Source organism: Pseudomonas sp. FSL L8-0168, assembly GCF_037976155.1.
Lineage (GTDB): Bacteria > Pseudomonadota > Gammaproteobacteria > Pseudomonadales > Pseudomonadaceae > Aquipseudomonas > Aquipseudomonas paracarnis.
In genome coordinates this window covers 4,721,330-4,739,584 of sequence record NZ_CP150262.1, presented here as the reverse complement: position 1 = coordinate 4,739,584, position 18,255 = coordinate 4,721,330, and the positions used below count along the sequence as shown (strand labels likewise).

General features: G+C 59.8%; 14 protein-coding genes, 1 tRNA gene and 1 pseudogene. 3 read left to right on the top strand and 13 right to left on the bottom strand.

The window, feature by feature from the left end:
• Positions 1–81 precede the first annotated feature (81 nt).
• The 3 genes and pseudogenes from MHH62_RS21840 to MHH62_RS21830 all read left to right on the top strand — a co-directional run bounded on the left by MHH62_RS21840 (position 82) and on the right by MHH62_RS21830 (position 1,000).
• Positions 82–447: pseudogene (locus MHH62_RS21840) on the top strand (type II toxin-antitoxin system RelE/ParE family toxin).
• Positions 431–748, top strand: coding sequence for a DNA-binding transcriptional regulator (locus MHH62_RS21835; RefSeq protein ID WP_014720197.1), 318 nt, complete (start codon positions 431–433; stop codon positions 746–748). Before MHH62_RS21840 ends, MHH62_RS21835 begins: the two are co-directional and overlap by 17 nt.
• Before the next feature lie 93 nt (positions 749–841).
• The gene (locus MHH62_RS21830) at positions 842–1,000 is read left to right on the top strand and encodes a YqaE/Pmp3 family membrane protein (RefSeq protein WP_003194776.1); all 159 of its coding nucleotides are present in this window, start codon (positions 842–844) and stop codon (positions 998–1,000) included.
• 5 nt (positions 1,001–1,005) lie between these two features.
• Here MHH62_RS21830 and pqqE read toward each other — a convergent pair whose 3' ends face one another.
• From pqqE to dnaG, 13 genes are all read right to left on the bottom strand, one after another.
• A complete protein-coding gene (pqqE, locus tag MHH62_RS21825; protein WP_339231884.1) occupies positions 1,006–2,157 on the bottom strand; it encodes a pyrroloquinoline quinone biosynthesis protein PqqE in 1,152 nt (383 codons plus the stop codon).
• Positions 2,129–2,404, bottom strand: coding sequence for a pyrroloquinoline quinone biosynthesis peptide chaperone PqqD (gene pqqD / locus MHH62_RS21820; RefSeq protein ID WP_003194772.1), 276 nt, complete (start codon positions 2,402–2,404; stop codon positions 2,129–2,131). The genes pqqE and pqqD overlap by 29 nt, the downstream gene beginning before the upstream one ends.
• Positions 2,401–3,153: a pyrroloquinoline-quinone synthase PqqC gene (gene pqqC / locus MHH62_RS21815; RefSeq protein WP_019817401.1), complete on the bottom strand. Its 753-nt coding sequence runs from the start codon at positions 3,151–3,153 to the stop codon at positions 2,401–2,403. The genes pqqD and pqqC overlap by 4 nt, the downstream gene beginning before the upstream one ends.
• A gap of 11 nt (positions 3,154–3,164) precedes the next feature.
• A complete protein-coding gene (gene pqqB, locus MHH62_RS21810; protein WP_014720194.1) occupies positions 3,165–4,076 on the bottom strand; it encodes a pyrroloquinoline quinone biosynthesis protein PqqB in 912 nt (303 codons plus the stop codon).
• 71 nt (positions 4,077–4,147) lie between these two features.
• Complete coding sequence (gene pqqA, locus MHH62_RS21805; RefSeq protein ID WP_003194766.1) at positions 4,148–4,222, bottom strand: pyrroloquinoline quinone precursor peptide PqqA; 75 nt, start codon at positions 4,220–4,222, stop codon at positions 4,148–4,150.
• A gap of 158 nt (positions 4,223–4,380) precedes the next feature.
• Positions 4,381–6,756, bottom strand: coding sequence for a pyrroloquinoline quinone biosynthesis protein PqqF (pqqF, locus tag MHH62_RS21800; RefSeq protein WP_339231881.1), 2,376 nt, complete (start codon positions 6,754–6,756; stop codon positions 4,381–4,383).
• 48 nt (positions 6,757–6,804) lie between these two features.
• The gene (locus MHH62_RS21795; RefSeq protein ID WP_020302169.1) at positions 6,805–7,599 is read right to left on the bottom strand and encodes a carbon-nitrogen hydrolase family protein; all 795 of its coding nucleotides are present in this window, start codon (positions 7,597–7,599) and stop codon (positions 6,805–6,807) included.
• Between the two features lie 10 nt (positions 7,600–7,609).
• Positions 7,610–9,313 carry an NAD(P)/FAD-dependent oxidoreductase gene (locus tag MHH62_RS21790; protein ID WP_014720191.1) on the bottom strand — a complete coding sequence of 568 codons (1,704 nt, stop codon included), beginning with the start codon at positions 9,311–9,313 and terminating at the stop codon, positions 7,610–7,612.
• A 147-nt stretch (positions 9,314–9,460) separates the two neighbouring features.
• Positions 9,461–9,907 carry an Lrp/AsnC family transcriptional regulator gene (locus MHH62_RS21785; RefSeq protein ID WP_003194755.1) on the bottom strand — a complete coding sequence of 149 codons (447 nt, stop codon included), beginning with the start codon at positions 9,905–9,907 and terminating at the stop codon, positions 9,461–9,463.
• 111 nt (positions 9,908–10,018) lie between these two features.
• Positions 10,019–10,095: transfer RNA gene (locus MHH62_RS21780), tRNA-Ile, on the bottom strand.
• A gap of 15 nt (positions 10,096–10,110) precedes the next feature.
• Positions 10,111–13,854 carry a bifunctional diguanylate cyclase/phosphodiesterase gene (locus MHH62_RS21775; RefSeq protein ID WP_020302170.1) on the bottom strand — a complete coding sequence of 1,248 codons (3,744 nt, stop codon included), beginning with the start codon at positions 13,852–13,854 and terminating at the stop codon, positions 10,111–10,113.
• A 134-nt stretch (positions 13,855–13,988) separates the two neighbouring features.
• Complete coding sequence (gene rpoD / locus MHH62_RS21770; RefSeq protein ID WP_020302171.1) at positions 13,989–15,836, bottom strand: RNA polymerase sigma factor RpoD; 1,848 nt, start codon at positions 15,834–15,836, stop codon at positions 13,989–13,991.
• Positions 15,837–15,903: 67 nt separating this feature from the next.
• Positions 15,904–17,883: a DNA primase gene (dnaG, locus tag MHH62_RS21765; RefSeq protein ID WP_108538135.1), complete on the bottom strand. Its 1,980-nt coding sequence runs from the start codon at positions 17,881–17,883 to the stop codon at positions 15,904–15,906.
• Positions 17,884–18,255: the final 372 nt, after the last annotated feature.

The following is an 18,255-nucleotide window of genomic DNA, read 5'->3' as shown; positions in this document are numbered from 1 at the left end:
GGCAAGGACCGCCGATGGGGCACAGCGTGCTCGACTTTTAATCTATACCACTGGGTGGTATGTTTTTGTGAAGGGACCTCCATGAAGCTCAGGTTGTTTAAAACACGGCGATTTGCCGAGGCGGCCAACAAAGCCTGGATCTGCGATTCGGAGTTGAGGGAGGCGTTTGGCGAAATGCTGAGGGGGCAGGCAGATAATCTGGGCGGTGGTGTCTGGAAAAAACGCCTCAACCAAAATCGACATCGTTCAATCATATTGGCCAAGGGTAGGCACTATTGGGTTTATCAGTTGCTGTTCGCCAAGAAGGATCAAGGCAACATTACGTAGAGCGAACTTGTTTGGTTTCGATCACTGGCCAAAACTTATGAAAGGTTAAACGAAGCACAGATTCAGCAAATGCTGGATCTCAAGGAGTTTGTGGAGATACATCATGACCAAGAAGTATAAAAGCGAGGCGTTTGAGTCCATTCACCAGTCAGCCAAGGCACTTCATGCTGTCGGCGCCATCAGCAAAACCACTCTGCGAGAATATGATGAGGCGTGCTTATCCATGCCAGACCAAATACCTGCCGAACAGATCAAGCAACTACGTGAAAGCAGCCATGTCAGCCAACCTGTGTTCGCCCGCTACCTGAACACCAGCGCGTCCACCGTCAAAAAATGGGAGTCGGGAGAGAAACGGCCTAGCGGCATGGCGCTCAAATTATTGAGCATCGTGCAAAAGCATGGCCTGCAGATTCTGGCCTGAGATGGCCCAATGCCAGAATCCACTGAACCCTCACGAACCGCCAAGGTCGATTAGCTACACGGCTCACACGAGCCGATTTTCTGGAGCTGACCCATGGACATCATTCGTATCATCATCGCCATTCTGCTGCCGCCATTGGGTGTGTTCCTGCAAGTAGGTTTCGGCGGTGCATTCTGGCTGAATATCCTGCTGACCCTGTGCGGTTACTTCCCTGGCATCATCCACGCGGTGTACATCATCGCCAAGCGTTGAGGCCCTCAGCCTTTTGCAATGAGCCTTGAGTTGCGCTCATTGCGAAAAGCCAGTTGCTCGATGGTCTGGGTGGCATGTTCGGCCTCTTCCCGCGCTTGCAGGATGATGCCGTGCTGCTCGGATTTGCTGCATACAGGGTCGGCATTACTGGCGTCACCAGTGAGCATGAAGGCCTGGCAACGGCAGCCGCCGAAGTCCTTTTCTTTTTCGTCGCATGAACGGCATGGCTCAGGCATCCAGTCGTAACCACGAAAGCGATTGAAGCCAAACGAGTCGTACCAGATGTGCTGCATGCTGTGGTCGCGCACATTGGGAAACTGTACGGGCATTTGCCTTGCGCCGTGACAAGGCAGGGCGGTGCCGTCGGGTGTGACTGTCAGGAAGATGCTGCCCCAGCCGTTCATGCACGCTTTGGGGCGCTCCTCGTAATAATCCGGTGTCACGAAGATCAGCTTGCACGGGTGGCCTTCGGCTTCCAGCTTGGCGCGGTACTCATTGGTGATGCGTTCGGCGCGCACCAACTGCTCGCGTGTGGGCAGCAAACCCACGCGATTGAGCTGTGCCCAGCCGTAGAACTGGCAAGTGGCGAGCTCGACGAAATCTGCTTCCAGCGCAATGCACAGCTCGATGATGCGGTCGATCTTGTCGATATTGTGCCGGTGGGTGACGAAGTTCAGCACCATCGGGTAGCCTTGGGCTTTCACGGCTCGGGCCATTTCCAGTTTTTGCGCGAAGGCTTTTTTGGAGCCGGCCAGCAGGTTGTTCACCTGTTCGTCACTGGCCTGGAAGCTGATCTGGATATGGTCCAGGCCGGCTTTCTTGAAGTCGCTGATTTTTTGTTCGGTGAGGCCGATGCCAGAGGTGATCAGGTTGGTGTAGAAACCCAGCTTGCGAGCCTCGCCGATCAGTTCGGCCAAGTCCTGGCGCACCAGCGGCTCACCGCCGGAAAACCCCAGCTGCGCAGCACCCATTTCACGGGCTTCGCGAAATACCTTGATCCATTGTTCGGTGCTCAACTCCTTGCCCTGCTCGGCGAAATCCAGCGGGTTGGAGCAATACGGGCACTGCAACGGGCAGCGATAGGTCAGCTCGGCCAGCAGCCACAGCGGTAGGCCGATGGCGGGTTTTTCAGGCAAGGGTGATCCAGTGCTCAGCACGGGCGACCTCCATGAATTGCTCGATGTCGTCACCCAGCTCCGGTACGCCGGGGAACTGCTTGTCCAGCTCGGCAATGATGGCCGCCACGTCGCGCTCGCCGTCGATCAGGCCGCCGATCAATGCGGCGCTGTCGTTGAGCTTGATCATGCCTTCGGGGTAGAGCAACACGTGGCCTTTCTGTGCAGGCTCGTACTGGTAGCGATAGCCCTGGCGCCAGGTCGGTTTTTTGCTGCGATCAAAGCTCATAGGGTAATCCCTTTATGCCATACCCGCTGTTCGGTCACGCTGTGATACGGCGGGCGTTTGAGTTCGTAGGCCATGCTCATGGCGTCCAGCATGCTCCAGAGGATGTCCAGTTTGAACTGGAGAATGTCCAGCATGCGCTCCTGCCCCTCGCGGGTGGTGTAGTGCTGCAGGGTGATCGCCAAGCCGTGTTCCACATCGCGCCGGGCCTGGCCCAGGCGGGTGCGGAAGTACTCGTAACCGGCCGGGTCGATCCACGGGTAGTGCTGCGGCCAACTGTCGAGGCGCGACTGGTGGATTTGCGGCGCGAACAGCTCGGTCAGCGAGCTGCTGGCGGCTTCCTGCCAGCTGGCGCGGCGGGCGAAGTTGACATAGGCGTCCACGGCGAAGCGTACGCCGGGCAGCACCAACTCTTGGGAACGCAGTTGGTCGGGGTCCAGGCCCACAGCCTGGCCCAGGCGCAGCCAGGCTTCGATACCGCCGTCTTCACCGGGCGCGCCGTCGTGGTCGAGCAGGCGCTGGATCCATTCGCGACGGATTTCACGGTCTGGGCAGTTGGCCAGGATCGCCGCGTCTTTCAGCGGGATATTCACTTGATAGTAGAAGCGATTGGCGACCCAGCCCTGGATCTGCTCACGGCTGGCGCGGCCTTCGTACATCGCCACATGGTAGGGGTGATGGATATGGTAGAAGGCGCCCTTGGCGCGCAGGGCGGCTTCGAACTCAGCCTTGCTCAACGGTGTGTCGGTCATTTCGATCGCTCCTACAATTCAATGCTCATGCCGTCGTAAGCCACTTCGACATTGCGCCGCACCAGCTCCGCTCGCTCGGGGGAGTCTTCATCGAGGATCGGGTTGGTGTTGTTGATGTGGATAAGCACTTTGCGCTGTTTGGGCAGTTGCTCGAGCACTTCAAGCATGCCGCCGGGGCCGTTCTGTGCCAGGTGGCCCATCTCACGCCCGGTGCGGGTGCCGACGCCACGGCGCTGCATTTCATCGTCGTCCCACATCGTGCCGTCCACCAGCAGGCAGTCACTGCCGGCCATGATGTCCAGCAGCGGTGCGTCGACCTTGCCCAGGCCCGGGGCGTAGAACAATTTGCCGCCGGTGCGCAGGTCTTCGACGATCAGGCCAATGTTGTCACCGGGGTGCGGGTCGAAACGGTGCGGCGAATAGGGCGGTGCGGCGCTGCGCAACGGCAGCGGGGTGAAGCGCAGGTTGGGGCAGGCCGGGATGGTGAAGCTGGCGTCCAACTCGATGCGGTTCCAGGCCAGGCCACCGTTCCAGTGGGTCAGCATGGTGAACAACGGGAAACCGGTGCTCAGGTCTTCGTGGACCATGTCGGTGCACCACACCTGGTGCGGGCAGCCTTCGCGCAGGCTCAGCAGGCCAGTGGTGTGGTCGATCTGGCTGTCCATCAGGATGATTGCGCTGATGCCGGTATCGCGCAGGGCGCGGCCCGGTTGCATGGGCGCAAAGCCCTGGAGTTGCGCGCGAATATCCGGCGAGGCATTGCAGAGCACCCAATTCACGCCATCGTCGGAGATCGCGATGGACGACTGGGTACGCGCGTGGGCCCGCAGGCTGCCATCGCGAAAACCTGCGCAGTTCACGCAGTTGCAGTTCCACTGAGGGAAGCCACCGCCGGCGGCGGAACCTAGAATCTGGACAAACATGATCGCTCCATCAAGCACAGCTCAAAACAAAAACGCCCCGGGCGAACCGAGGCGTTGTATCACTCAGCCAATCAACGGCTGGCGAAGTACATGGTGACTTCGAAACCAATACGCAGATCAGTGTAAGCAGGTTTGGACCAGGTCATATTCTTACTCCTATCAAGGGATGGGACGTTCACTACCAAGTAATACATATAGTCCACCTCCTGTTGGAGATGTTCAGATATTGCTGCGCAATGTTACGCAATTTTATTCAAGTTAGCGCTGTCTCGGTGGAGAAAGCCTGTTGCAGGGTTGGCAATGATCACGGCGCTGCTTGCCAGTCGTCGCTGATACGCGGCCCGTTGGCCACGCATTGCCAGCCGCCTGCGGCGTCATTGAGTTGTTGCGCGGCGCGCTGCACATCCTCGCGTGTGCACGCTTGGATCAACTGTTGAAGCTGATCCAGATACCCCGACGAATGACCTGCCAGGTGCGCATGCCACAGCAAGTCGGCAGCTTCGTTGATGGGCAGCGTCTGGGCCGCGAACTGCTGTGCGAGGGCCTGGTTACCCAAGTCGGGGCTGCGTTCGATCAACGACGGCAGTTGCCCCAGGAAGGCCTGCAACTGTTGGACGATGCCGTCCAGGGAGGCGCTCGGCGATTGCACCCCAAACAGCAGGCCGGTTTGGCCGTTGATATGTCGGATGCCGCTGAACACGGCGTAGCCGATTTGCAGTTCGACTCTCAAACGCTGGTAGAACGGCCCCTGGAGCACGTGCCCGAGCAACCGCCAGTGGGCTTCATCGGCGAGGGATTGAGTCGGCGTTGGGCAAAATAGCAGTAGCGCTGCTTCGCTTGATTCGGTGCTGACTGCGTGCCAGCGCTTTCGTCCGTCAAGGGACTGAGGTGTAGAAGGCACGCTTGCCGGTTGCCCAGGCAGCCGGACCGCTGCGGCTTTGATCGCGGCTTCACAGGCGGGTGGCAGGCCTGCGCCCAGCGCCTGCCAGCGCGCGGTAGCCCATGATGCTGTCGTCTCCTGAGGCTGGGGCTGAACACCCGCGCAGCAAGCGGGCAACGCCTTGAGCAGTTCCCGGATGGCGATCATCGGCACGGGAGCGGTCGGTGGCAAAGGTTCATCCGAGTCACTCAGACACCGCGCCAACGCTTCGAGCACCGCCGGCATGGGCTCGTGGAGGCCGTGCATCTTCACCTGCCAATCCGTGGCGCAGGTTTCGCAAGACAACTCGACGCCGGCCTGGCGTGCCTGCTCGCGCAACGGCCGCAACAGACTTTCCAGCCCGCTGGGTACCGCCGAGTCAAACCGCCAGTGCAGGTACAGCGCGCCTTCGCCAGTGTCATCCGCCAACGCCTGGCTGAAGGTCAACGCTGACAGCTCCCGTCGGCCCCGTGAGCGATCCTGGGCAAAGGTGCGCAAGCCACGGTGGGCGCTGGTTTGGCCACGAATCAGGCCAGCGCGTTCTTCCTTGGCGGGCGCACGAAGCAAGGGGTTATTGGGCGGCAGTTGCCAAGGGTGCCGGGAGGCGGGCAGGTGCAGTGAATCGAGTATGGCCTTGAGGGCTACGACGCCTTGTTCCGACAGGTCTTGGGCATCGTTGCGCGCCAACGCCAGGGCGCCTTGGACCTGTTGCTGGCGAGCATTGAGCAAGGCGAACTCTTCGCGTAACGCTGTCCAGTCGCTGTGTGCGAAGAAACCCAGCCAGTCGTGCAGCAACTCTTCAATCTGCGTAGCCGGTTCGCGTTCGCTGGCGAGGGTGAAGTCTATATCCAGCACGGCTTGATCCGCGAATTGGTACAGCACGGACGCCTGCAGCGCGGCGGCCAGTCGTCGCGCTTGCAGTTCAGCGAGCAACCCGCCGGGGGCCGAGGCGTTGAGCCAGGTGCAGAGAAACGCCAGCGCTTCCCGTGGCGCGTTACACGTAATGACCTGATGCAGGTGTTGGCCGGCGACGTGCTGATAACGGCGCGCCGGGCCAGGCATCAAGGCCGGTGGAGCGGCCTGCGGGTGCAATGGGCCGGGCGTCAGTTGGTCACTGAACTGCTGGGCCAAGGCCTGCAGGTCGGCCAGCGATTGTGGACCGGCGAGGCTCAGGGTCATCTGCCCGCTTTGATAAAAGCGTGCGTGGAACCCTCGCAAGGCGTGCTGAAACTCGTCGCTTTCCACCGGCAGGCTGTCGCGGTTGCCGGCATGAAAACCTCGTAGAGGATGATCCGCCGCCAAGCCTTGCAGCAGCGCCACTTGCTGTTGGGCCTTGGCATCCTGGGACCAGGCGATGAACTCCGCCTCCAGCACTTCGCGTTCACGTTGTTGATCGTCGAGGGCCAGGCGCGGGTGAGCCAGCATATCCGCCAAACGCGCCAGCCCGTCTGCAAAAGCCGGCACCGGCAGTTCAAAGAAGAACTCGGTGGTGCGCTCACGGGTGCTGGCGTTGACCTGCCCACCGTGGCGCTGCACGTAGGCCATCAGCCCTTCGCCGACTGGGAAACGTTCGGTACCGAGAAACAACAAGTGCTCAAGAAAATGCGCCAGGCCAGGCCAGGCCAATGGCACGTCATGGCTGCCGGCAGCCACGTGTAAAACGGCGGCGCAGCGCTTCAAGCGTGGCGCATGGCGCAGGCAAACCCGCAGGCCATTAGCGAGAGTCAGGTGAAGGGGATGAGGGTGAACCGGCGCAGGCATGGGCACTTCCGAGGCGTGGGAAGTGCCTATGCTAGCAAACCCAATGGGTCAGGGCTTGTGCAGTGCGCCGTAGAGTTCGGCGCGACGGTCTTGCAGGTAGTGGTTGGCGGCGCGGGCGTCGACAATAGATTGGCGATCCAGGGTGCCGACGATCAAGGCTTCATCCAGGCCGGCCTGGGCAATTCGCTGGCCGTCCGGCGCGGCAATGCTGCTTTGCCCGCAGTAGTGAATCTCGCCTTCGTGCCCGCAATAGTTGGCATAGGCCACGAAGCATTGGTTTTCAAAGGCTCGCGCCCGCACGGTGACGTCGGCAACGAAGTCGAACGGCACCATATTAGCGGTGGGCACCAGAATCAGTTCGGCACCGGCGAGGGCCAGGCGCCGGGTGTTTTCCGGAAACTCCAGGTCGTAGCAAATCAGCATGCCCACCTTCCACCCGTTCAATTCCACCACCGGGAAATCATCGGGGCCGGCGCTGAACATTGAGTGGTCAAGATCGCCAAACAAGTGGGTCTTGCGGTAGTTGCACAGGCGCTTGCCCTGGGCGTCGATCAACTGCACGGCGTTGTAGACCTGGCCGTCTTCGGCCCGCTCCGGGTAGCCATACAGGATCGCCAGCCCGGCACTTTGCGCCAGTTCGGCAATCGCCTGCGCCGATGGCCCATCCTGTGCCTCTGCCAGTGCGCCAACGGCTTCGGCGCCAATGTTATAGCCGCTGAGAAACATCTCTGGCAGCACCAGCACATCGGCGCCGTGTGCCTCATGGGCCAGTTGATGCAGGCGCTGCAGGTTAGCGGCCACATTCAGCGGCAGCGGCGGGCATTGGTACAGGGCGACACGCATGCTCAACTCCTTATTCTGCCAGGGCGATTGGCCCTATTTCATCGAACACGTCGCCTGGGCCTGGGTTCTCCGGGTGGGTGCTGCCACCGAAGTGATTCATGATGCCCCATACCGCGTTGAGCGAGGTTTGTACCGCGCCTTCGACCCAGGCGGGCGTCCACGATACATCATCACCCGCGATGAAGATCCCGCGTTGTTCGGCGGGCATATCCTTCTGCATGAAGTGCGCATACATCCGCTGGTTATAGCGATAGTGACCGGGCAAGGCGCCTTTGAAGGCCCCGAGGAAATGCGGATCGGCCTCCCAGGACACGGTGATCGGGTCGCCGATGATGCGCGCCTTGATATCAACGTTGGGGTAGATCTTCTTCAGCGCATCGAGGGCCAGTTTCACCCGCTTGTCGATAGGCTGGGGCAGCATCTTCAGTGCGTCGCTCATCCACGAGTAGGACAGGCAGATCACCCCCGGCTTGTCGTCACCGTTATCGAACAGGTAGGTGCCCCGGGTCAGGCGGTCGGTGAGGGTCATGCTCATCAGGTCGCGGCCGGTTTGCGGGTCTTTGTCTTTCCAGAATGGGCGATCAACCATCACGAAGGTTTTCGATGACTGCATGTAGCGAGTGCGATCCAGGGCCATCCACATTTTTTGTGAGAACAGGGTTTCGTCGCATTCGATCTGTGTGGTCAGCAGCCAACTTTGGCAGGTGGTCAGCACCGCCGCGTATTCGCGCGTGTCGCCATAGTTGTCGGTAACAGCAAAGCGGCCATCGGCGGCGTGGGCAATGCGCTTCACGCCTGCCCGTGGTGCGCCTCTATGCAACGAGCTCAGGCTGGTGCCGGCCGGCCAATGGGCGCAGCGCTCTGGCACATGGCGCCAGATGCCCATGGGCACTTGTGCCACGCCACCGACGATCAGGTGTTGATGATCATCGCAGTTGGTCATTACCACACGGAAGATTTCCAGCATGGAGTTGGGAAAGTCAGAGTCCCAACCGCCGGTGCCGAAACCGACCTGGCCAAACACCTCGCGGTGGTGGAAGGACAATTTGGCGAAGGCTTTGGAGGTGGCGACGAAGTCGTAGAAGGTACGGTCATCCCACAGCGGCACGAGCTTGTTCCACAGTTCCTTGAGCCGTGGCACGTCGCGGTCGCGGATTGCCTGCTGGATATCGCCGAACTGCGAACCGGCCTCCAAGGCGTCGGCCCAGGCATCGGCGACTTCCTGGAACAGTGCCGGTAAATCGGAGAGTTTTTGCGCATAGTGAGTCTGGCCTTCCAGATCGATCACGGTGCTGCCGGACGCCGGTGTCAGCGGGTTGGGAAAGGGCTTGGTCTCCAGTCCAAGTTTGTCCACGTAATGGTAGAACGCCGTGGACGATACCGGGAACCGCATGCCGCCCAACTCGGCGATGATGCCTTCGGCGCCTTCAAAGGCCTGCGAGCGCAAGCGGCCACCCATCTTCGAGGCTTCATACACAACGGGCTTGAGCCCGAGTTTCATCAGCTCGTAGGCCGCAACCAGGCCCGCGATCCCGGCGCCGACGATCGCCACTTCGGCGCCATGATTGGCCGCAGGAATACTGCCCAGCCCGGCGGGGTGTTCGATCCAGTCATCAAAGGCAAACGGGAAGTCCGGGCCGAAAATGGTGATGGGTTTCTTACCGTCGCCCGGGTGGCGATTGGGCTTGCTGAGGGTGCTGGACGGAATGCTCATGGCTGACCTTACTGACGGCTCGGCGGGAGGAGGGCCCGTTGAGTATAGGAAAAGATGGCAGCCAGTTTAGGGGGCGTTGCGCTCGTTAATAAGACGCAATGTGTCGTCGGATTGTACTGGTTTTAGTCAATATGACGAAGGTAGTGATCAGATTGGTTGTCCGCGATCCAATTTGTTACTGAGGATGATCGAGGTGGTGGTTTTTTCCACGCCGTCAACACTGCCGATCTGGTCCAGCAATTGGTCCAGTTGCTCTGGCGAATCGGTGCGCAGCCAAGCCACGTAATCGAACTCTCCACTTACCGCGCACAACTGCTGCACTTGCGCCATGGCGCTCAGCCTGCGCAACACCTCTTTGCCCGAACGGGGTTGCACGGTAATGCCCACATAAGCTTGCAACCCCCCATCCGCAACGCGCTGGCCCAGGCGCACGCCGTAACCGGTGATGACCTGGGTTTTCTCCAGGCGGGCCAGACGCGACGTGACGGTGGTGCGCGCGATGCCCAACTGCCTGGCGAGCATGGCCACGCTTTCACGGGCGTTGAGCTGCAGGGCGGCGATCAGTTGGCGGTCGATTTCGTCTAGGGCGGGCAAGGGGGGGCTCCAGTGCGGGGGCAATGAGCAAGCATGGTACAGGCTTGGCCTGGCTGAAAGAACCGTGATGCCAGATACGCAAAAGCCGCGCAATGCGCGGCTTTTTTTGTGTGGTGGGCCCAGTAGGACTCGAACCTACGACCAAGGGATTATGAGTCCCCTGCTCTAACCAACTGAGCTATAGGCCCTCAGTAGGTCGCGGATTATAGCGATGGTTTGTTCACTGTGCCATCCGAAAAATCCTTGTGCCGTGTACGAAGGAAGCTGGCGGCAAAAAGCTCCGGCGGGAGGGGCAGGCTGACGATGTAGCCTTGCATCTGTTCACACCCCTCGCTTGCGAGGAATGCTTGTTGCGCCGGAGTCTCCACGCCTTCGGCGATGATGGTGAATTGCATGCTGTGGCCGAGGGCGATGATGGCGCGCACGATGGCTGCATCGTGAGGGTCGTCGGGCAAGCCGCGCACGAAGGATTGGTCGATTTTGAGGAAGTCCAGGGGCAGGCGTTTGAGGTAGCTGAGGGACGAGTAGCCGGTGCCGAAATCATCGATCGCCAATTGGACGCCCAGGCGCTTGAGTTGGTGCAACACCGCGAGCGCTTCTTCGGCTTGGCTCATGATGAAGTTTTCGGTGATTTCCAGTTGCAGGCAGCCGGGTTCGAGGCGGTAATCGTGCAGCAGTTGTTCGATGCGTGATAGCAGGTTGGGGTGACGCAGTTGCGCGCCTGCGAGGTTGACGGACAGGGGGCCGAAATCCTCGAAAGCCGCTTGCCAGGCGTGCAGTTGCCGGCAGGCCTGTTCCAGTACCCAGTCGCCGATTTGCAGGATCATGCCGTTCTCTTCGGCCAAGGCGATAAAGTGTTCGGGCGGGACGTCGCCCAGAGTCGGGTGGTGCCAGCGGATCAAGGCTTCGGCGCCGATCAGTTGTTGGGTGACCAGGTTGCGCTTGGGTTGGTAATACAGGCTCAATTCTTCACGTTCGATGGCGCGGCGCAGTTCGTGCTCCAGCGCTACGCGTTCATTGGCTTGGGCAGTCAGGTCGCGGGTATAGCGCTCGACCCGGTTACGCCCCTTGGCCTTGGAGCGATACATTGCGGCGTCGGCATTTTTGACCAGGGTGGCGACGTCGGTACCGTCTTGCGGATACAGGCTGGTGCCGATACTGGCGCTGATAAAGAACTCATGCTCGCCGGCTTGGAATGGCGGGGTAAAACAGTCGAGCAGTTTGTTCGCCAAGTGCTGGGCGTCGCTGGCCTGTTGCAAGCCGGGCAACAGGATGATGAATTCGTCGCCGCCCAAGCGAGCAACGGTGTCCACGTCCCGCAACTGCTCCTTGAGGCGTACGGCGATGTCTTTGAGCAGCAGGTCGCCGACCGGGTGGCCGAGGCTGTCGTTGATGTGTTTGAAGCGATCAAGGTCGAGAAACAACACCGCGCCCTGTTTACCACTTTCCTGCTGGCCGTTGAGGGCGGCCTGCAGCCGGTTTTCAAACAGGGTGCGGTTGGGCAGGCCGGTCAATGGGTCGTGGTGGGCCTGATAATCCAGGCGTGCCTGGGCCAGCTTGAGGCTGGAGATGTCGGCGAACACGGCAACGAAGTGGGTGACCAATTGCTCGCGGTTACGCACGGCGCTGATGGTCAGCCAGCTCGGATACACCTCGCCGTTCTTTCGGCGGTTGGAGATCTCTCCTTGCCAATGACCGTGGGCCGTCAACTGGTGCCACATCGCCGCATAGAACGCGCTGTCATGCAGGCCGGAGGCGAGCAGGCGCGGGGTATGGCCAAGGGCTTCAACCTCGCTGTAGCCGGTTATCTCAGTGAAGGCGCGGTTGACGGCGCTGATGTTCTGCCGTGTGTCGGTGATCAAGACGCCTTCGGCGGTGCTTTCGAACACCGTGGCGGCCTGCTGCAGTTTTTCCTGCATCAACTGGCGTTCGGTGATGTCCCGGGCGATGGTCAGCATGCAATCTTCGTCGCCAATCGGCAGTGGGCGGCTGGACACTTCGCACAGGCGAATCTGGCCGTCGGCACGACGGATATGACAGATGAAATCGCGCACAAAGCCGTCGCGCTGCATCAACTCCAGCATGTGCTTGCGTTCGTTGAGGTCGACCCAGATGCCTAGGTCCAGGGTTGATTGGTCAAGTGAGGAGGCGCTGGTGAAACCGGTCAGGTGGCTGAAACCTTCGTTCACTTCAATCAGCAGGCCATCCCTTTGGCGACTCAGTAGTAAACCGTCAGGGGAAGCATGGAATGCCTTGGCGAATTTCTCTTCGGAGGTTTGCAGCTGCTGTTGGGTTTCCTTGAGCTCGGTGATATCGCGCACCACCACCACCAGGGCTTCAGTGGTATCGAGTTGGAACGGCTCAGCTGAGATCAGCCCGGTAAATGCCTGACCATTGCTGCGCAGAAAGGACATTTCCAGGTTACGGATACTGGTGGTCTGTACCCGCTGCAGCAAATCCGGACCGACGCCCTGAATGCCCCATATATTCAGATCTGAGGCGGTTTTGCCTACCACCTCGTCGGCGCGTAGCCCAATCTGGTCCTCGAATGCCTTGTTGACCTCCAGCAGGCAGCCATCAGACAACTGGGCAATCACCAGGATGTCTGGGCACTGCTGAAACACCGAGGCAAATTTCTGCTCGGACAGTTGCAGGGCTTCCTCGGTGCGCTTGGCTTCGCTGATGTCGATCATCAGGCCGCGCAGCACTGGCTCGTGGCCGTGTTCGATCAGGCTGACAATGTCACGTACCCACAGGCAGCGGCCATCAGCGGTGATGACCCGGTAATCAATGCTGTGATCACGGTTAGCGCGAGTTTCCCGATAGCAATAGGCCTCGGCGCGGGTCAGGTCGGCGGGGTGGATGATGTTGCGCCAGAAGCCTGGAATCAGCCAATGGGCGCGGGGATAACCGAGCAGGTCTTCGGCATGGGGCGACACGTAGCTGTAGGTGAAATCGCTGATGCTTGCTTCCCAGGCGATGGCGGACAAGCTCTCCACCAAGCCGCGATAGTGGTACTCGCTGCTTCGCAGTTCTTGTTCAAGGGCGACCCGGCGAGAAATTTCCGAACTGAGCCGGCGATTGATCCGAATAACGATGGCCAGCACCGTACTCAATAGCAGCACCGCTGGCAGGCCGTACGTGAGCAAGTCAGCCCAGAAGGTGCGGTGATCGGTGAAGCTGCCGACCCAATGTTGCTGGATTGCATCCGTTTCGGCTGAGCTGAGGTCGGCGAGGACTTTGTCCAGGATGCCCACCAGGATTTTTTCATCCCGCGGGACACCCATCGCCAGTTGGTAGCGGTAGGGCGTTTCGCCGCTGACGTATAAACCGTCGAGCTTGAGTTGGCGCAGGCTCCAGACGCTGGAGGCGAGGTCGCCGACCACGGCATCCACTTCATCGGTGGCCAGGGCTTGCAGCGTCGAACTGACGTTGGGCAGGGCGACCAGATTCAGGTCCGGATGGTGGGTGCGGAGCAATTCATGGGGCGCGTAGTTTTCCACCACGGCAATTTTAAGCCCGTACAGATCCTTGAGGCTGCGTGGTTTCGCGCCGCCTTCATGGGCCAGGATGACGATGGGAAAGTCGAGATAGGGGCGTGTGAACGCCAGGAAGTTTTGGCGTTCGGGGGTGGACATGATGCCAGGCAGCAGGTCGAGCTGATTATTGCGGGCTTGTTCAAGCACCGCAGTCCAGTTAACCGGTTCGATCAGTTTGATACGCACACCCAGGCGGTCCTGGAGCAGGCGTACGTAATCGGCTGCCAAGCCCTGATATCGGCCATTTTCATCGCGATATTCAAAAGGTGGCCAAGACGCATCCACGCCTAGGCGCAGCTCCTGATGGTCCGCCAACCAGCTACGCTCATCATCCGTAAGAGTCAACGCGCCAGCCGTTGCGGTCCAGGTCAGCAGCGACAGCAGTATCACGGTCGGCAATCTGGGCATAACGGTCTCGTTATGGCACGGGGAATGTCTCGAGTGTAGACGGGCATTGCGAGGGCGGGGTGTGCGAGGCAGTTAATCTGTGCAAAGCAATCGGTAGAAAGCAAAACCCCCGGCCTGGGCCGGGGGTTCTGGTATCACTCGTCGAGGAAGGAGCGCAGATGCTCGCTTCGCGTCGGGTGGCGCAACTTGCGCAGCGCCTTGGCTTCGATCTGACGGATCCGCTCACGGGTCACGTCAAACTGCTTACCGACTTCCTCAAGGGTGTGGTCGGTATTCATGTCGATGCCGAAACGCATGCGCAGTACCTTGGCTTCACGGGCAGTGAGGCCGGACAGTACGTCGCGAGTCGCTTCTTTCAAGCTCTCAACAGTGGCGACATCGATTGGCGACTGCATGGTCGAGTCTTCGATGAAGTCACCCAGATGGGAGTCTTCGTCATCACCAATCGGCGTTTCCATGGAGATCGGCTCTTTAGCGATCTTCAATACCTTGCGGATTTTATCCTCAGGCATTTCCATGCGTTCGCCCAGCTCTTCCGGGGTCGGTTCGCGACCCATTTCCTGCAACATCTGCCGGGAAATGCGGTTGAGCTTGTTGATGGTCTCGATCATGTGCACCGGAATACGGATGGTGCGGGCCTGGTCGGCGATCGAGCGAGTGATCGCCTGACGGATCCACCAGGTGGCATAAGTCGAGAACTTGTAGCCGCGACGGTATTCGAACTTGTCCACCGCCTTCATCAAGCCGATGTTGCCTTCCTGGATCAGATCAAGGAATTGCAGGCCACGGTTGGTGTACTTCTTGGCGATGGAGATCACCAGACGCAAGTTCGCTTCAACCATCTCTTTCTTCGCGCGGCGGGCCTTGGCCTCACCGATCGACATACGACGGTTGATGTCTTTGATTTCTGCAATGGTCAGGCCGGTTTCGGTCTCAAGCGCGGTCAGCTTCTGCTGGCAACGGATGATATCGGGCTGCAGGCGACCGATGGCTTCGGCGTATTTCGCCTTGCCCTTGGCCAGTGCGTCGCTCCAGCTTTCGTCAACTTCGTTGCCCGGGAACTGGCGCAGGAAATCGGTACGCGGCATGCGCGCATCACGCACACAGAGCTGCATGATCGCACGCTCTTGTGCACGCAGACGCTCAAGGGCGCTGCGAACACGCTCAACCAGGCCTTCGAATTGCTTGGGCACCAGCTTGATCGGCATGAACAGCTCAGCCAGGGCCACCAGCTCGGCAATCGCCTGCTTGTTGCCACGACCGTGCTTCTTCAGGGCCTTGCGGGTGATTTCCATTTGATCGGAAACCGCACCGAAGCGCTGGGCAGCGATGACCGGGTCTGGACCGCTTTCGGCTTCTTCTTCGTCGTCGCTGCTTTCAGCTTCGTCGTCGTCGGAGTCGTCGTCCGCTTTTGCGGCTTTCGCATCAACAGGCGGCGGTACTTCGGCGGCAGGCGGCGCAATGCCGTCGTCCGGGTCGATATAACCGCTCAGGACGTCAGACAGGCGGCCACCTTCGGTGGTGACGCGAGTGTACTCGGAGAGAATGTGGTCAACCGTGCCAGGGAAGTGCGCAATGGCGCCCATCACTTCACGGATGCCCTCTTCGATACGCTTGGCGATTTCGATCTCGCCTTCGCGTGTCAGCAGCTCGACGGTACCCATTTCGCGCATATACATGCGCACCGGGTCTGTCGTGCGACCGATATCGGTCTCCACCGCAGCCAACGCGGCGGCAGCTTCTTCAGCGGCGGCTTCGTCGGTATCGGCGTCGGCCAGCATAAGGGAATCCTTATCTGGCGCAGTTTCGAATACGTTGATCCCCATGTCGTTAATCATGCGGATGATGTCTTCCACCTGCTCAGGATCTGAAATATCCTCAGGCAGGTGGTCGTTGACCTCCGCGTAAGTCAGGTAACCCTGCTCACGACCAAGAAGTATCAACTCTTTGATACGAGACTGCTGTTGCGCTTTTCCGGACATAACACCCTATCCACTGAAGGTCTTGGCGGGCAAAAAACAAGCCGAGGATTATACCCGAGCTATGACCTCACACGCCAGCTGAGGTCGGGTTTGATGCGTAAACATTCTGTTTTAAGAGGTCGCGCATCTGTTTTGCTATCTGAATTTGCTCTTCAGCCGATAATCCCGGCTGCCTTGCTCTCTTGATAAGTTCGTCGAGGGTCTGAGTGTGTTGACCCGCGGATAACCTATTAATGGTGTCTAAAAACTGTTGTTCAAGGTTGTCGCCGTCAATTAGCCACTCCTTTTCCGCCAGTGCCCGCAATAAACGGCCCTGTTCCGTGCCATGCCAGCGAGCCATCAACTGGATTGAGTTTAGCTTAGGGTTTTTCTGCACGGCTTCGATCAGTGCAATAAGCACCTGAGCATAGGTATTGCTCTCGTTGGCAAAGTGGTCGGCACTTTCAACCTTGCCGGCCAATTGCGGGTGGTGAATCAGTGTGCGCAGTGCAATCAGTGTGGGGGCTTCCACCGCTACGGGCGTGCGTGGCGCGTAGGCTTCATCGCGATCATCGCGATCACCGCGCTTGCCGTTTTTGCTCCACGGCTTTTTATCCCACTTCTTGCCACCTGCGCCGGGCTTCTTTGGCGTCCACTCCTGCTGGGGCGCGAAGGCCTCCTGAGGTTGGTGAAAGTCAGCGTAGTCCGGCATGGCGTCGTAATCCATGCCGGGGTCGTAGGCTGGCGGCGCCTCTTGCGGGGCGCTGTGCACCAGCTGGCTGACGGCTTCACCGCTCAAACCGGTGATCTCCAGCAGGCGCTGGCGCATCAGTGTGCGCAAATTGGCGCCGGGGACTTTGTCGATCAGCGGCGCCGCAAGGGTTGCCATATGGGCCTTGCCCTCCAGGGAGCGCGGGTCGGCTTCTTCGGTCAGTTGCTGGAAAAAATAATCCGCCAGCGGCTGTGCATGTTGATTGATGCGTGCACGGAACGCATCGGTACCTTCCGAGCGCACCAGCGTGTCCGGGTCTTCGCCTTCGGGCAGGAACAGGAAGCGTGCGCGACGCCCATCCTGCAGGCTCGACAGCGTGGCTTCGAGCGCGCGCCAGGCGGCGTTGCGGCCAGCCTGGTCGCCGTCGAAGCAAAACAGCACGCTGGGCACGACACGGAACAGGCGCTTCAGATGTTCTTCGCTGGTGGCGGTGCCGAGGGTCGCGACCGCGTTGCGCAGGCCTTGTTGGGCCAGGGCGATCACGTCCATATAACCCTCAACCACGATGATTTCGTCGAGGTTGCGGTTGTTCTTGCGCGCTTCGAACAGGCCGTAGAGTTCCTGGCCTTTGTGAAACACCGGGGTCTCCGGGGAGTTCAGGTACTTGGGTTTGTCATCACCAAGCACGCGGCCGCCAAAGGCGATGATGCGGCCACGGCTGTCGCGGATCGGGAACATCACGCGGTCGCGGAAGCGGTCATAGCGCTTGCCGGTCTCGGCGTTTTCCACCAGCAGGCCGGCGTCGATCATGGCCTTTTGCTGGAGGGTGTCGTTGCTAAGGTGTTTATACAGATTGTCCCAGCCCGGCGGAGCGAAGCCGAGACCGAAGTCCCGAGCGATTTCGCCGGTGAGGCCGCGGCCTTTGAGGTAGTCGACAGCGGCCTTGCGCTGCGGATGGCTCTTGAGTGCCTGGCGGTAAAAGTCGGCGGCAGCGGTAAGCAGCGGGTACAGCGGCGAATCGGTGGGTTGCCGGGGTTTGTGCGGGCGGCCACTTTCTTCGCGGGGCACTTCCATTCCTGCGGCTTTAGCCAAGTCCTCGACAGCCTGGGGGAAGTCCAGGTTGTCGTGGTCCATCAGGAAACCCAGGGCATTCCCGCCCGCCCCGCAACCGAAGCAGTAATAGAACTGCTTGTCGGGGCTGACGCTGAAGGATGGGGTTTTTTCTTTATGGAACGGGCAGCAGGCGGTGTAGTTTTTGCCGGCTTTTTTCAGCTGTACGCGTGAGCTGACAACATCGACGATGTCGGTGCGGTTCAGAAGGTCGTCAATAAAGCTCTGGGGAATCAGCCCGGCCATGGCGTTCTCGTCATCACTGCGTGTAAATGAGGACCCGTGAGGTGTTCAAGCGCACGTATAGGGGGCTTGATCATCATCGTCTGCATGGGTCATCAGGAAGTGTATCTGCCGAATATTCACTGAGGGTAGTTTCTGATCAGTCTTCGGCATGGAAATGTTGCCCGGGCGTCCGGTCTTGGCCAATGGCAGCCTCGGAAACGCATCGATGGGCACAGCCGACACGGTTGATCGTCTGTTTGAAGAATAGGTGTGCTCGTCAGTAGCCTTGTTAGGCTCGTCAGAAGAGACGTGCACCGCTGGCAAAAGAGCCAGCCCTGACGTGTGAAGCAGTGTCTCGGTCGCGTGTGCGGCGTCGACGGTGAAGCATCAAGC

Coding starts and splice junctions, on each gene's coding strand:
- MHH62_RS21830 (WP_003194776.1), top strand. CDS start 842: ATGGACATCATTCGTATCATCATCGCCATTCTGCTGCCGCCATTGGGT.
- MHH62_RS21795 (WP_020302169.1), bottom strand. CDS start 7,599: ATGCGTGTCGCCCTGTACCAATGCCCGCCGCTGCCGCTGAATGTGGCC.
- rpoD (WP_020302171.1), bottom strand. CDS start 15,836: ATGTCCGGAAAAGCGCAACAGCAGTCTCGTATCAAAGAGTTGATACTT.
- MHH62_RS21775 (WP_020302170.1), bottom strand. CDS start 13,854: ATGCCCAGATTGCCGACCGTGATACTGCTGTCGCTGCTGACCTGGACC.
- MHH62_RS21835 (WP_014720197.1), top strand. CDS start 431: ATGACCAAGAAGTATAAAAGCGAGGCGTTTGAGTCCATTCACCAGTCA.
- pqqF (WP_339231881.1), bottom strand. CDS start 6,756: ATGCCTGCGCCGGTTCACCCTCATCCCCTTCACCTGACTCTCGCTAAT.
- pqqD (WP_003194772.1), bottom strand. CDS start 2,404: ATGAGCTTTGATCGCAGCAAAAAACCGACCTGGCGCCAGGGCTATCGC.
- pqqB (WP_014720194.1), bottom strand. CDS start 4,076: ATGTTTGTCCAGATTCTAGGTTCCGCCGCCGGCGGTGGCTTCCCTCAG.
- MHH62_RS21790 (WP_014720191.1), bottom strand. CDS start 9,313: ATGAGCATTCCGTCCAGCACCCTCAGCAAGCCCAATCGCCACCCGGGC.
- pqqC (WP_019817401.1), bottom strand. CDS start 3,153: ATGACCGACACACCGTTGAGCAAGGCTGAGTTCGAAGCCGCCCTGCGC.
- dnaG (WP_108538135.1), bottom strand. CDS start 17,883: ATGGCCGGGCTGATTCCCCAGAGCTTTATTGACGACCTTCTGAACCGC.